Raw genomic sequence first — 13,971 nt, forward strand, 5'->3', positions numbered from 1 at the left:
GGACCGGCGGGCTGGTCAGCGCCTCCTACAGCTCGGCCAGGCACTCCCGGCCGGTGGCGGTGCGGCCGACCTCGTCGGGGAGGTGGTACCAGCCGTGATGCCGCGAGTGCGGCACCAGCGCGGTACGGTTCACGTCCCGGCAGGTGACGTTCAGGTCGTGCCGGAGGCCGTAGGCGATGTACTGCTGGCCCCGGGCCAGGCGCTTGCGGAGCATCGCGTGCAGCACCATCGCCTGGACCAGCAGCTGGCCGCAGTCCGCCGGTGCTTCAGCCGCGTGGGCCAGTTCCTGCGCCGTCCGCGCCTGGGTGTCCGCGTCGGCCGTGTCCTCGGAGCCGGGTCCCTGCCACAGCAGCCTGGGGTTGATCCTCCGGTACAGCGCGCTGACCGCGCTGGTCGGGCACAGGTAGAGATCCAGTTGCAGCAGGTGGCCGTCGTGCGGCAACAGGTAGACGAACCCGGCGCCGCCCAGATTGCCGACGATGGTGTCCCGCCAGCCGGGCAGCAGGGTGCCGAAGGTGGTGGACATCAGCGCGTCCAGGCTGTCCATCAGCGCGGGCAGCCGGTCGTCGCGGACGGCGACGACCAGGTCGACGTCGGATAACCGGTCCGCAGTGCCGGTGGCGAGCGACCCGCGAACCAGCAGGTGTGTCACGGCGGTTGTGGCCGACAGGGCGTGGACCAGGTCGCCCAGGACGGCGAGCTGCGCCGGCCGGTGCGCGTGAGCCAGCTCCTCCAGCGGGGTGAGTTCGGTGGGCGGAAGTACGGCCGTGGGCATGCGGTGTCCTCTCGGGTGAAGGGATCGGGGCGGGCTCAGGGGCGGGCGAGCAGGTGCGCCTTCGCCGCCCGCCAGCGGCTTACGTCGGCGTCCGCGCGGCGGCCCGCGTGGAGTTCGGTGATCAGGTCGTACGCGCCGCCCTCCGGCAGGGCGTAGGTGTAGAAGGCGCGCAGCAGCGTCTGTTCGGCCGCGTCGGTGAAGCCGAGCTCCGCGAGCTGTCCGGCCCGCTCCAGCAGCCCGGCCCGGTCGGCCGACGTCATCTCCGGCAGGTCCGCCGCGTCCCCGTCGCGCAGGTGCGGGCGGGCGGCCAGAGCCTGGTAGGCGTCGTCTGCGTACACGTCCGCGATCAGGTGGAGCCGGTCCGGGCCCGTGGAGTTGCACACCCCGTGCGCCTGCGAGGGCGTCAGCCGCCACAGGGACCCCGCCGCCATGTGGACCCGGGCTCCTGCGGTGACCAGGACGGCCGAGGGGTTGGTGACGAGCGGGACGTGCAGACGGTGCCGGCCACGCTCACTGAGCTCCGCGTAGTCGCGGTGTTCCCACAGATAGGAGTGCGGCTCGAGGCGGGCCAGTCGCACGTACATGAAGTCCAGTCCCAGCCCGTCGAGGAACTGCGCGGTGGCGGGCATGGCCTCCAGCAGGGAGGTGGGCCGGGGGTGGCCGTCTCCGATCACGACGTCGTGCGGATCGCCGGACATGTTCATCAGCGACGCCGTCCACCAGCCACCAGTCTGGTATTCGCCGTACGCTACGACGCCGCGCGTCGGCGCCCCCAGCGCCTCAGCCCGCATCTGCTCGACCGCGGACTCCTCCAGGTCGGCCAGCCGGGCGACCTGGTCGAGCACCTCCGTCCGTCCGGGGCCGGTCTGCACCGCCGTGACGGCTGCGGGGAGTGTGGTCACCATTTCGTCCTCCTGACACGTCGTCGGACGCGGCCCTGGCGGGCAGCCGTGCAAGGACACCGCAAGGGCGAACTGCCGCACAGACCGGCGGCGTTGCCGCCCGTTGCGGGTCGTTGCCGCCCGTTGCCGTTCGCCTCCGGCGGCCTTCCCCCGCCCGCCGGGAGCCGGAAGACTGGTGCTGCCCGCGCCCGCGAAAGGGTTGGTCCGTGACCACTGATGCCACCGCACGCCACCCGCTGGCCTACCTGCTGGCCGTGCGCGGGACGAATGCGGAGGCGTATCTGCTCCGGGTGGCCGAGCAGCACCAGCGCATGGGGTACGGGCAGATGGCGTACCGCAAGGAGAAGGCGTCCCGGTGGATCGCCGGCGTCTACGCGCCCAGCTACCACACCCAACTCGCCATGGCCTCGCTCGAAGGCATCCCGCCCGAGGAGATCCACGCCCACGGCTGGCCTGGCTGGCTGCTGCTGGCCCTGCCGGGCCACACCCTCTTTACCCTCCCGTGGACGACCACTGGGGCGGTGCAGGCACTGGAGATCACAGGAGGTCCGGTGGACCGCAGGCAATTTCTGATCACCACGTCCGTCACCCTGGGCACCACCGTGGCGCAATGGTCCGCCGCCGCCCCAGCAGGAGCGGCCCCCACCGCGGGCCGCCATATCGGCGCCGACGTCCCCGACCACTTCGAGCAGCGCCTTGACAGCCTGCGAAGGCTGGACGACACCGTCGGCTCCGGCGACGTCTACGACGCGGCCCGCTCCGAACTCCGCCTGATCACCTCCACCCTCAAGAACGCCTCCTTCGGCGAGGGCGTCGAGCGCCGACTCTTCGGGGCCGCTGCCGAGGCGTCCCGCTCCGCAGGCTGGACGGCGTACGACAGCGGGAAGGCGGCCGCCGCCGAACGTCACTACTCCACCGCCCTGCGGGCCGCCGCCAGCGCCGACGACCCCGTCGTCGCAGCGAACGCCCTTGCGTTCTGGGCCATCCAGCACTACTCGACCGGCAACCCCCGGGGCGCGGTCGACCTGGTTGAAGCCGCCCTGTCCCAGGCCCCGCGGACCGGGTCAGCCCGCCTGACCTCCATGCTCCACGCCCGCGCATGCAGGGCCCACGCCCACGCAGGCGACACCCGGTCCGCCGACCGGTCCGCCAACGCCGCCCTGGACGCCTACGAGCACGCCGGGCCCATCGAAGACGATCTCCCCTGCGTCTACTGGTACAACTTGGGCGAGACTCACCAGCTCATCGGCAGTTCCGCCCTCAACCTGGGCAACCCCAAACGGGCCGTCGCCCACTTCCTGGAAGCCTCTACCGCCACCAGCCAGGAGGCGTACAACGCGGCCGCCTTCCCCCGCGGTCACTCCATCTACCTCGCCCGCCTCGCCGAAGCCCACCTCGGCCTCGGCGACATCGACGCCGCCGTGGCCACCGCCCATGACGCCGTCGACCGGATGGGAGGCGTCACCTCCGCACGTGGCACCAACACCCTCGAAGACCTCCGCAAGAAACTCGCGCGCCGCCGCGGGATATCCGCCGTTGCCGACTTCCTGGACTACACCTCCACCGAGTGAAGTGCTACCGACGAAATGGTTCTTCAGAGGTGAAGAAATGCCGGGCGTGATCACTACGCGAGGCTTGCGTCAGGTTGGGCGATGCTAGCGGGCTGGTTCGCGGCGGGGCTTCCCGTCGTCAGGAGAAGCCGGACGAACCCTCCGAGCCCGATGTCGGCAAGGATCCTTCGATCAGTGGGACCGTGCAGTGTCCAAGTTCGTGCGCACGTTCCTTGTCGCCGGATGGTCCTCGCCCAGTACCCGCACGCAATCGGCGAGGGACCGCTCAAGGAGGGGGATCGCCCGGCCCAGGTCGCCAGCCGAGTGGTAGGCGGTGGCGAGGTTGTTGCGGGAGGTCAAGGTGTCGGGGTGGTCCTCGCCCAGCACCCGCACGCAATCGGCGACGGTCCGCTCATAGAGGGGGATCGCCCGGCCCACGTCACCAGTCGACTTGTAGGCGACGGCGAGGTTGTTGCGGGAAGACAGAGTGTCGGGGTGGTCTTCGCCCAGCACCCGCACGCAATCGGCGAGGGTCCGCTCAAGGAGGGGAATCGCCCGACCCAGGTCGCCAGCCGCGTGGTAGGCGAAGGCGAGGTTGTTGCGGGAAGACAGAGTGTCGGGGTGGTCTTCGCCCAGCACCCGCACGTGATCGGCGAGGGACCGTTCAAGGAGGGGAATCGCCTGGCCCACGTCACCCGCCAATCCGTAGGCGGTGGCGAGGTTGTTGCGGGAGGACAGAGTATCGGGGTGGTCCTCGCCCAGTACCCTCTGTCGGTCGGCGAGGGTCCGCTCGAGAAGGGGGATCGCCCGGCCCAGGTCGCCAGCCGAGTGGTAGGCGGTGGCGAGGTTGTTGCGGGAGGTCAAGGTGTCGGGGTGGTCCTCGCCCAGCACCCGCACGCAATCGGCGAGGGACCGCTCGTGGAGGGGGATCGCCCGGCCCAGGTCACCAGCCGACTCATGGGCGAGGGCGAGGTTGTTGCGGGAGGTCAAGGTGTCGGTGTGGTCCTCGCCCAGTACCCGCACGTAATCGGCGACGGTCCGCTCATAGAGGGGGATCGCCCGGCCCAGGTCACCAGCCAAGCGGTAGGCGAAGGCGAGGTTGTTGCGGGATCCCAGAGTGTCGGGGTGGTCCTCGCCCAGCACCCGCACGTAATCGGCGACGGTCCGCTCATAGAGGGGGATCGCCCGGCCCAGGTCACCAGCCAAGCGGTAGGCGAAGGCGAGGTTGTTGCGGGATCCCAGAGTGTCGGGGTGGTCCTCGCCCAGCACCCGCACACAATCGGCGACAGCGCGGTGGTGGTGTTCTGCTCCAAGGGCGATCTTGCCCTGTGTCAGGAGAAAATGTCCGGTCCTGTTGAACAGGTACGCCGCGGTGGCGGTGCCACGTTCGACTGGCGTGTGTTCGGCGAGAGCCTGAGCGTGCGGTAGGAGTGCACGGCACCGCGGCCATGCCTCAGGGGCTTTGATGCTGTGGGGAAACGCGCTGTTGAGGCAGTCGGTGGCCTGTTCGCGTGCGTGGTCGATGTCCGCCGGGCGCCGGTGGGGGTCGTCTGCGTCGGGGGTCCGGGCGAGGGCTTGCACGAGACGGTGCACCGAGAGCGTCCCGTCACCACTATCGGTGATCATGCTGTAGGCCATGAGCCGACCGATGGCCTTGGCTAACGCTGGAGCTGGCGCAAGGTCGTCCAGCAGAGTGCGCGGGATCCCTTGGGAGGCACACCAGGCCAGGATCCGCAGGATACTCCCAGCGAGGGGGGTGTCGGTAAGGCGGTCCAGGGTGATGCGCCAGATCTGGGCAATGGTGCGTTCGGCGTCGCCGCCCTCGGTGGTGTCCGCGAACATCTGTGCCGGTGACTCGGTCAGCATGCGCAGGTAGGCGCAGGGGCTGGTGCCGGTCTCGGCGCAGTAGGAGGCGGCTTGTTCCACTGCAAGGGGCAGATACCCCAGCTCCGCACACAGCGCGGCGACGTCGGCTGCACCGTCCAGGGGGGCGGACAGGATGCGGGTAAACAATTCGACGGCCTCGCTCGCACTAAGCACGTCCAGCCGCAGCGTGGCGGCGTGGCCTGTCCAGCCGGTGGCGCGGCGGGTGGTGATGAGGAAGCGGCCGGTGGTGACTCGGCCCAGAAGGGAGTGGATGTCGTCGAGGTGGTCGACGTTGTCGAGGACGATCAGCCAGTCCTCATGCGTGGCCAGCCACTGCACCGCCCGCTCGATCAGGAAGTCTTCGGGCATGCCAGTGAGAGCCGGTTGCAGGGCGCGGCCCAGCTCGGCAAGACCGGCGTCCACGGCCGTCTTGCTGTCGGCCGTGATCCACCAGCGGGGATTTCCGGTGAAGCGCTGTGCCCAGTGCGCGGCAAGGGCGGACTTGCCAATGCCGCCGAGCCCGTGCACGGCCTGGATCACCACATCCCCAGGGGTCGAGAACGCGGCTTCCAGCTGGCCAAGAGTCTCCTCCCGCCCGACGAACCCTGCCGTGCGCGGAATGTTGCGCAGCATCAGCGGCGCGGGCACGTCGGCGGCCGGGCCGTACGCTTCTGGCGGAAGGACCACTGCGCTGTCGATATGCTGGGCGACCGAACCTACGACGTCGCGGCCCGCTGCGTTCGAGCCACCGCTTGCCTCCACCGTTGGAACAGCGGCGGCTTTGGACCCTTTGTCGCCACGGCGATTGAACAGTCCCATCAAGGACCCTTGTACGCCGTGTTGCCGTCCATGTCTCCGCCGGCAGCATTGGACCCGCCGCTCGCCGATTTCCCCCCGCCGCTGTCCGGCGTGGCCGGGGCTGGGGTGGTGTCCCGGGCCGAGGCGTTACGTATGCTTCCGCCTGCGGCGTTGGAACCGTCCCGCGCACGGATCTGCGCAGACTGGGACGCTGGCGTTCCGAACATCGCGTACACCGACACGGCCGACGCGACCACACCCGCCACGGCGCCCACCACGCTCGCGAGCTGACTCGCCGTGTCCAGATCTCCGACCATCACCAACACGCTCAATCCGATGGCGGCGCCGACACCCACCACCGTCAACGACCACCACAGAATCCGCCACCCCGTCATACCCCCATCATCACCATCCGAGGGTGATCAAATGGTGGATTCCGTCAAGTGGAGGAAAAAATCAGGAATTCGGCACCGCGAGCAAGGGATCACCGCACTCACCATCCCGGGCAACCGCTGGTGAATGCATTTCGTCGGTAGCCCGTGAATCCCCAGTAGCCGGGCTTGGTCAACGCTGAGGGAAGCCGAGCAGCATGGCGTGCATGAGCGAGGCGGTCAGCGATCTCCGCCGTCGGGTGGGACGGGCTCGCTGTCGATCCGGAGGAGCAGCAGATCGAACTCCGGGCCGTCCGGGGTGTTGCGGTATGGGCCCGCGTACCGGTAGCCGAGCCGGTCGTACAGTGCGCGCCCCGTGGTGTTGTCGGGGCGTACCAGCAGGGATGCCCACTCGGGGTTGATCGCTTTGAGGAGCGCGGCGTGCAGGCGGGTCCCGATGCCCTGGTTCTGCCAGGCAGGGGTGACGGCGAGTTCACACAGCCCCATGAGGCGGCCGGCGCGAACGTGTTCGGGGATCTGCGGCAGCAGTTCCGGGCCGTACCAGTATTCCGGCGTGCAGGGGAAGGCGTACCCGAAGCCGATCATCGAGCTGTGCGCGTACGCGGCCACCAGCGTGAAGCCCTCCTGGTGGTGGCGGACGTGTCCGAGGACTTGACGGCGCAGCGCGGGCACGGACAAGCCGTCGGTGGCGGCGCCGGGGGTGTCCACGATCTCCGGGTGGGCGTCTGCCCAGATGTCGGCGATTGTGTCGACCAACGGCGCAACCTGGCCGGGTCCGTAGGTGCGGATCACGACGTCTGTGCGGGTGCTGGGGGTGGTCACGCCCGTCCTCCTCCGGTTGCGGTGGCGGTGCGGTACTCCTCGATCCAGTCGGCGACCGCGGGTACGCGGTTGTGTCGCTGGAGTGCACCCGCGACGTCGTGCAGCGACTGCAGCAGCCGGTCGGAGCGCACCTCGGGGAGGAACGCCAGGACCTTGCCCGCGGCTTCGGCGGCGGCCTCCGGCTCGGGCCGGTCCCTCACCGCATGTTGGATGGCGATGTCCGCTGTGTACAGAGCAGAATTCCTCGCGAAAGCCCCGCCGTGCAGCAGGACGGCCTGTTCGGCCCCGGCGGCGGCGCGTTCGTGCTGACCGAGATCGGCGCGGGCCAGGGACTCCAGCCCGGCCAGTTCGCCAGGCGCGTAGAAGTCGAGCCACGCGGGGTCGGCGTCATTGGGGCCTTGGGCGTAGAGGTGGTGGGCTTTCACGATCGCCCGGTCGGTCGCGCTGGTGTCGCCCGCCAGAGCCCAGCCGCCGGCCTCGCGCATGTGGAACAGGCTCAGCAGACGCGCGGACCCGACGTTGCTGGCGACAGTCTGTGCTCCCTGCGCGGCGGCGATCGCCTCGCGCGGCCGCCCCTGGGCCTTGGCCAGCAGGCTCAAGCAGCCGAACGCGTGCGCCTCCAGCTCAGGATCGTCTGCGATCCGCGCTGCCGCGAGGGCCTCGCCGTACAGCGAGTGCGCGTCTCCCGGGCGGCCGGAGTCGTACGACAGCCACCCGGCCGCGATCGACAGCGCGCCGACCGCCGAGCGCAGCTTGGTCTCGGTCTTCGTGCTGTACGTGCCGTTCTGCAGCCACTGGTAGGCGGTGTGCAGTGCCCGGGAGGCCGCCTGACGCACCGTCGCCGAGCCGTGGTCGTGGTCCTTCTCGTACAGCGTGGCCACGGCCTTGGTGACGGCTCGCACTTGAGTCGCGCCGATCTTCCCCGGGGCTTTCTCGTCGGTGCCGAGCGGAAGCCCCAGGACGACGCCTGCCCCGTCGAACAGGAAGTGGCGCCGTTCCACCGAATCCCTCGCCTCCCGCAGCCCGGACGTCGCGGTGACCGCCGGCAGCACGGTGGCCGCCGGGCCCGTGTGGAAGCCCAGTTGGGCCATGCTGCGGCCGGTCATCCGGGTCAGGATCCGCCGGTACACGCCCCGGGGACAGCCGACCTCCCCGTCCTCCCAGGCCGCCACTAACCGGGACCGGCACCCGACGGGCTCGCCCATCTCCTCGCCGGCCCGGCGTACCGCTGCGGCGAACTCCATACGGCTCATCTGGAATTCGTCCACGCGCACCTGGCGCAGCACGGGGTTGGGGATGGCGCTGCTGCGGTCGGCCATACCGGGCTCCGGAGTCCGCGAAGTTGGAAGGGTGCGGCGACCGTACCGCCCCTCCTCCGTCCCATGCCCGGACTTGGGCCAGGGTGCACCCGTCTTGGACCGACTTTCATCGTTCCTGCATCGCCCTGGCGTCGCTCCCGCTCGGCTTGTGCTGCTTGCGTGGACGGTGACGTGACGACCACTCAGGGAGGCGGCCGTGGCGAAGTCCTCCGCCGACAGAACGGCCAAGGGAACCAGGAAGCCCACCCCGACGTGGGATGAGCTGGCTGCCGAGACCGTCAGCAAGCGTGCGCACTGGGTCCGGGGCCGCGATCACACCGCGTTCGTGGCATGTGGCGAGGACTGGCAAGCGGTGTCTGTGAAGCCCCTGCAGCTGGGATTGGACGCGCTCACCGCGATGCGTGCCGGCACCCGCCGCGGCTACCTGATCGTGGCCGACCACTTGCGTGGCGTGCTGTACGTGATGGTGCCGACCGGCAATGGCGAGACGTTCGCCGGCATCCCGGGCGTGCGGGTCCTCGGCCGGGGCCACCAGTTGCTCATGCCGCGCACCGTGCAGGACACCAGCGTCGCGGCCGACTGGGTCGGCACCCCGCGCGACCTCGCCACTCCGGTGCTCGTCGACCCCGACCGGCTGGCCGCGCGCCTGCGGGAACTGGCGCCCTCCTACGCAGAGGCGACGGCGTCGTGAACGAGACTCCCGTGCAGACCTCCGGCATGGTGCTCTGCGACCCCGACGGCTCGCTCGCCCGGGATCTGCCCCTCGACCGGGAACCGGTCATGCTGCTGGCCACCGCCGTGATCGCACTGCCCACGACAGGAGACACGCTCCCGCCGAAGGACTGCGAGCAGATCGCCCGGCTGCTGGCCGGGCACGCCCTCCTCGTCGCAGACGAAGTACGGGCGCTGTGTGCCCAGCTGCCGCGCCTCAGCCCGCTGCACCCGCTCACCGAAACCGTGCTCGGCGAGGCCCGTCGGCGCCTATCGGTGGATCCTCGCCCCACCCTCGCTTCCGCGCAGAACCGCGCCCGGGTCGTTCGCCTCCTGTACGAGCGTCTCGACCGGCTGGCGACTGTCCATGCCGACTGACTTGCTCCGGGGGCGCCGTCCAGCGCCATCCCCCCGTGCCTTTGGGCCTGGACGGCGCAGGAGCCCCGGCGGCTGCACTCCACCCGCAACCGCCGGGGCTCCCAAACGGGCCCCGCGCACAACTCCACCGGCACAAAACGGCCGCGCGGCCAACGAACAGCCACGAACCCATCAATGCGACGAAGGGAAACCGCCCATGACCTACCGCAGCGACACCTACGGCGAACGCACCGCAGACGAATACGACGCGCTGTACAGCGACTTCGTGCCGTCCGACGCGCAGATCCGATTACTGGCCGGCCTGGCAGGCGACGGGCCCGCCGTAGAGATCGGCTCCGGCACGGGACGGGTCACCCTTCCGCTGGCCGGGCACGTTCCCGTCCTCGCCGTCGACGCGTCCGAGGAGATGACCCGTCAGCTGGCAAAGAAGACCGGCGACCTGCCCATCACCCCCATCACGGCCGACGCCGCTCACTATGTGGCCGACAGGCGCGTGGACTTGGTGTGCGCCCTGTTCAACACGTTCTTCCTGCTGGCCTCCGAGGCCACGCAGCGGGCGTTCCTGCGCAACGCGGCGCGCATGCTCACCGACCAGGGCACGCTGCTGATCGAGACGTTCATCCCGCGGCCCGGCCAGCGCCTGCCGGACGGGCCGCATCCCGGCGTGTTCCCCGAGCAGCGCAGCGTCGTCTCGCTCAAGCGCCGGAGCGTCGACACGGTGGTCCTCTTCGCCGCCGAGAACCACCCCGACGCCCAGGAGTTCCACTACAACGAGATCGTCTTCCGCCACGGGCAGCCGGTGAGCGTGGTCCCCGGACAGATGCGCTACTGGAAGCCTGAACAGATCGACGCTCTCGCCGGTGAGGCGGGACTGCTGCTGCGGGAGCGGTGGGCGGACTGGGACCGCACGCCGTACGAGGCGGCTGCGAGTGCCAAGCACATCTCCCTCTACCGGCTCGCAGGCCAAAACCTGTAGTACGCGCGAACACGACGGCCGCCGCCCCCTCTCCTCGGGGGTGCGGCGGCCGTCGTGTGTGGTCAGGCCGAGCGGCCGTATCGGTGTGCCGCCTGAGCCGCGAGATCGCGGCAGAAGACACCAAAGTCGAAGCCCGCCTGCGCCAGCGCCATCGGGTAGGTGCTGGTCTCCGTCATTCCCGGGGCAACGTTCGTCTCCAGCACGAAGACTTCCCCGGCCTCGGTGACGATGGCGTCCGTACGCGACAAGTCCAGCAGCCCCAGCGCCTTGTGGGCATCGACCGCCACCCGGGCAGCCTCCTGCGCCACCTGGTCCGAAAGACGCGCCGGACAGTGAAACTCGACCTTGCCCGGGGTGTAGCGGGCCGTGTAGTCGTACAGCCCGTTTGCGACGATCTCGACCGCTGGCAGCGCCCGCGGTCCGTCGCCGAAATCGGCCACCCCCACGGCGATCTCGGTCCCTGTTACGCGCCGCTCGATCAGCGCCTCGTCGTGGTAGGCGAAGCACGCCATGAGGGCCTGCGGGAGATCTGCCAGGGACTCCACCCGGCTCACCCCGAACGCCGAACCGCCGGCCCGGGGCTTGACGAACAGCTCAGGGCCGAGCCGGTCGACGACCCGGGCCATCAGCGCCGCCGCGCCCAGGTCGTGGAACACCTCCTTGGGCAGCGTCACCGACTCCGGGGTCCGCAGCCCCGCCCCGTCGAAGACGGCCTTGGCGGTGGTCTTGTCGAACGCCGTACGGCACGCGTGCGGCCGGGCGCCGACGTAGGGCACCCCGGCCAGCTCCAGGACCTCCTTTATGGCCCCGTCCTCCCCCGCGATGCCATGCAGGACAGGCAGCACCACACTCGGCGGGTCCTGCATCAGCCAAGGCAGCAGGTCCTTGTCCACGTCGCGGAGCTCCACCTCCACCCCGGCCCGGCGCAGGGCGTCGGCCACCCTCGAACCGGAGCGCAGAGACACCTCGCGTTCCGGCGACAGCCCCCCAGCGATGACGACAACGCTGCTCATATCGCTCATGCTCATCCGTTTCTCTGGCAGTCAGGGGCGTCTAGGACTGATCCGGGCCGGGCGTCTGCGGCCCTGGACTCTGCGGGTGTGCCGTGGTGCCGAAGGTCTCCCACAACTCAGCCTCGGTGCCGATCACCTCGGCCAGGGTCCGCACGCCCTCGACGATGCGCTCCGGCGGCGGGTAGCAGTACGACAGGCGCATGGCCTGCTGCCCGGCGCCGTCGGCATAGAAGCCGGTGCCGGGCACGTAGGCGACCCGGGCCTGGACCGCCCGGGGCAGCATGGCCTTCGAGTCCAGACCCTCGGGCAGCGTCAGCCAGACGAAAAAGCCGCCGTACGGCCGCGTCCACGACACCCCCGCCGGCATGTGTTCCTCGAGGGCGCCGAGCATCGCATCGCGCCGTTCCCGGTACATCTCCCGGAAGGCCTTCAGCTGTTCTGGCCACGGCTGGGTGCGCAGGTACCGGTCCACGGCAAGCTGGGCGAAGGCGGAGTGACTCAGCATCGCGCTCTCGGCGGCCAGCACCAGCTTGTCCCGCACAGCGGAGGGGGCCAGGGCCCAGCCCACCCGCAGCCCCGGAGCCAGGGTCTTGGAGAACGACCCCAGGTAGACGACGTCCGCGGGGGCATCGGCGCGCAGGGCCCGCATCGGCTCGCCCTCCAGGTGCAGCAAGCCGTAGGGGTTGTCCTCCAGCACCAGCACACCGGCCCGGCCGCACACCTCCAGAACGCGTAACCGCCGCTCCGCCGCGAGGGTGACCCCTGTCGGGTTCTGGAAGGTCGGCACGGTGTAGAACAGCTTCGCCGGCCGCCCGGCACGCTCCAGCCGTACGAACGTCTCCGCCAGCGCCTCGGGGAGCACGCCCCGCTCGTCCATGTCCACGTGGACGGCGCGGGCCTGGTAAGCGGCGAACGTGCCCAGCGCGGTGACGTAGGTCGGTCCCTCGGTGACCACCGTGTCGCCCGGGTCGAGGAACACCCGCGCGACCAGGTCGAGCGCCTGCTGCGACCCGACGGTGACCACCACGTCGTCGGGATGGGCGTCGATGCCCTCGGCGGCCATCACTGTGCAGATCGTCTCCCGCAGGCTCGGATCCCCCTGCGCTGATCCGTACTGCAGCGCAACCGGTCCCCGCTCCGTCACCAGGTCGGCCATCATTGCCGCGACGGCATCCATGGGCAGCGCGGAGACGTTTGGCATCCCGCCCGCCAAGGACACGATCTCCGGCCGCGAGGCCACCGCGAACAGCGCCCGCACCTCGCTCGCGACCATCCCCTCAGCCCGCGCTGCGTAGTGGCCAAGCCAGGGATCGACCCGTGCCCCCCGGGATGGTTCATCCGCCTGCATCCGTCCGCTCCCTGTCCGTCACCACTGGGGTCACCGACACTACTGGCCACGCCCCTGGCAACAGCGCGCAAACGAGACGCCAGACAGAACCCTTCCGTACGTGCACTGGACGCGGCCTGCGCCGGCGCAACCGACGCACTCGTGCAGAACGCCGCGCTGAGTTCCTCACGGACTCCCGACGCCCTCGACCATCCGGGGCCCACCGAGGCGTTCGAACGGTGCGGGACTTCCGCGGGTCACCGCATAGTTGCCGCACGCTCGTGCGACGTGGGCCGGCCGTCGTCATCCCTGTGGGCTGGAGCCTTGCTGATTGCCGCCGGAGCCACCGGACGATCCGCCGTTGTTTGGCGGACGGTTAAGCAGTTTGACTCCGACCGCGCCGGAAGCGCCGCGATGCCGCTCAGCACCTGCTGCACGGCGGGGTTCGCCGTTCGGGGCTCAGGGCTTCCAGGTGCGCAAGTAGGAGGCGATCCTGGCGGCGGTGCAGCGCGGATTGTTCAGCTCGTGGGCGAGTGCGGTGAGCTGTTCGCGGGTGGGGTTGACGGGGATGTTGCTGGCCTCGAGATACATGACCGCGGCGGCACAGGCAACGGTGAGGTTGGAGCGCTCCAGCCAGCGGCATCGGCCCAGGGTGTGCACCAGAGCGGCGGCGCGGGAGTAGGCGCCGTCATAGACGGGTGTGTCGAGGAGTTCGCCGCGGTGGCGGGCGACGGCGGCGATGGGGACGCCGTAGTCGTCGGCGGCCGGGTCGCGGTGGCCGGCCCGTTCCGCCACTTCGAGGATCCAGGATTCGTCGACGTGCAGAATCACGCGGCGGCGCCCGGCTGCGGCTCGGCGTACGGAGCGTCGAGCTGCTGCTCCAGATCGTCGAGGAACATGCCGTGGTCGTCGATGAGCCGCTGGGCCGCGGCCATACCGGCGGCGCGGGCACCGGTGGTGTCCTCGATGATGAGGCGCTCCACGTACTTGTTGAAGTCCAGCCGGCGGGCGGCCGCGGCAGCCTTGCCGGCCGCGAGCACATCCTCTTCAAGCCGGACCTGCGTCTGCTTCTTCCCGGTAGTCACACTGGGTATGGTAGCAGGGTGGTACCACGCGGGTGCTGCAGGTCAGAATCCAACTCC

General features: G+C 70.1%; 14 protein-coding genes. 4 read left to right on the plus strand and 10 right to left on the minus strand.

Features of this window, described 5'->3' with window-relative positions:
* Positions 1-25 precede the first annotated feature (25 nt).
* Positions 26-775, minus strand: a complete 750-nt coding sequence (locus OG718_RS02175) for a nucleotidyltransferase domain-containing protein (RefSeq protein WP_328842997.1) — start codon at positions 773-775, stop codon at positions 26-28.
* 35 nt (positions 776-810) lie between these two features.
* Complete coding sequence (locus OG718_RS02180; protein ID WP_328842998.1) at positions 811-1,680, minus strand: aspartyl/asparaginyl beta-hydroxylase domain-containing protein; 870 nt, start codon at positions 1,678-1,680, stop codon at positions 811-813.
* 203 nt (positions 1,681-1,883) lie between these two features.
* Here OG718_RS02180 and OG718_RS02185 point away from each other — a divergent pair, with 203 nt between their 5' ends.
* Complete coding sequence (locus OG718_RS02185) at positions 1,884-3,248, plus strand: transcriptional regulator (RefSeq protein ID WP_328842999.1); 1,365 nt, start codon at positions 1,884-1,886, stop codon at positions 3,246-3,248.
* A 171-nt stretch (positions 3,249-3,419) separates the two neighbouring features.
* On the opposite strand, the gene OG718_RS02190 is transcribed toward OG718_RS02185, so the two are convergent.
* The 4 genes from OG718_RS02190 to OG718_RS02205 form a co-directional block, all read right to left on the minus strand.
* The gene (locus OG718_RS02190; protein WP_328843000.1) at positions 3,420-5,912 is read right to left on the minus strand and encodes a tetratricopeptide repeat protein; all 2,493 of its coding nucleotides are present in this window, start codon (positions 5,910-5,912) and stop codon (positions 3,420-3,422) included.
* Entirely contained in the window at positions 5,912-6,286 is a 375-nt protein-coding gene (locus tag OG718_RS02195) for a hypothetical protein (RefSeq protein ID WP_328843001.1), read from the minus strand. The genes OG718_RS02190 and OG718_RS02195 overlap by 1 nt, the downstream gene beginning before the upstream one ends.
* A 216-nt stretch (positions 6,287-6,502) precedes the next feature.
* Positions 6,503-7,105, minus strand: a complete 603-nt coding sequence (locus tag OG718_RS02200; RefSeq protein WP_328843002.1) for a GNAT family N-acetyltransferase — start codon at positions 7,103-7,105, stop codon at positions 6,503-6,505.
* Complete coding sequence (locus tag OG718_RS02205; RefSeq protein WP_328843003.1) at positions 7,102-8,424, minus strand: hypothetical protein; 1,323 nt, start codon at positions 8,422-8,424, stop codon at positions 7,102-7,104. The genes OG718_RS02200 and OG718_RS02205 overlap by 4 nt, the downstream gene beginning before the upstream one ends.
* Before the next feature lie 196 nt (positions 8,425-8,620).
* Here OG718_RS02205 and OG718_RS02210 point away from each other — a divergent pair, with 196 nt between their 5' ends.
* The 3 genes from OG718_RS02210 (at position 8,621) to OG718_RS02220 (ending at position 10,489) form a co-directional block, all read left to right on the plus strand.
* Positions 8,621-9,115, plus strand: coding sequence for a hypothetical protein (locus OG718_RS02210; RefSeq protein WP_328843004.1), 495 nt, complete (start codon positions 8,621-8,623; stop codon positions 9,113-9,115).
* Positions 9,112-9,513, plus strand: coding sequence for a DUF6415 family natural product biosynthesis protein (locus tag OG718_RS02215; RefSeq protein ID WP_328843005.1), 402 nt, complete (start codon positions 9,112-9,114; stop codon positions 9,511-9,513). Before OG718_RS02210 ends, OG718_RS02215 begins: the two co-directional genes overlap by 4 nt.
* 196 nt (positions 9,514-9,709) lie before the next feature.
* Positions 9,710-10,489 (plus strand): class I SAM-dependent methyltransferase, encoded by a 780-nt coding sequence (locus OG718_RS02220; protein ID WP_328843006.1) that lies wholly within the window; start codon positions 9,710-9,712, stop codon positions 10,487-10,489.
* A 62-nt stretch (positions 10,490-10,551) separates the two neighbouring features.
* On the opposite strand, the gene OG718_RS02225 is transcribed toward OG718_RS02220, so the two are convergent.
* The 4 genes from OG718_RS02225 to OG718_RS02240 form a co-directional block, all read right to left on the minus strand.
* Positions 10,552-11,502: a D-alanine--D-alanine ligase family protein gene (locus OG718_RS02225; RefSeq protein WP_328843007.1), complete on the minus strand. Its 951-nt coding sequence runs from the start codon at positions 11,500-11,502 to the stop codon at positions 10,552-10,554.
* 40 nt (positions 11,503-11,542) lie between these two features.
* Positions 11,543-12,775 carry an aminotransferase-like domain-containing protein gene (locus tag OG718_RS02230; RefSeq protein ID WP_328843008.1) on the minus strand — a complete coding sequence of 411 codons (1,233 nt, stop codon included), beginning with the start codon at positions 12,773-12,775 and terminating at the stop codon, positions 11,543-11,545.
* Positions 12,776-13,288: 513 nt separating this feature from the next.
* Complete coding sequence (locus tag OG718_RS02235; RefSeq protein WP_328843009.1) at positions 13,289-13,660, minus strand: fic family toxin-antitoxin system, toxin component; 372 nt, start codon at positions 13,658-13,660, stop codon at positions 13,289-13,291.
* Complete coding sequence (locus tag OG718_RS02240) at positions 13,657-13,914, minus strand: hypothetical protein (protein WP_328843010.1); 258 nt, start codon at positions 13,912-13,914, stop codon at positions 13,657-13,659. The genes OG718_RS02235 and OG718_RS02240 overlap by 4 nt, the downstream gene beginning before the upstream one ends.
* Positions 13,915-13,971: the final 57 nt, after the last annotated feature.

Origin of the sequence: Streptomyces sp. NBC_00258 (assembly GCF_036182465.1) — a bacterium.
Lineage (GTDB): Bacteria > Actinomycetota > Actinomycetes > Streptomycetales > Streptomycetaceae > Streptomyces.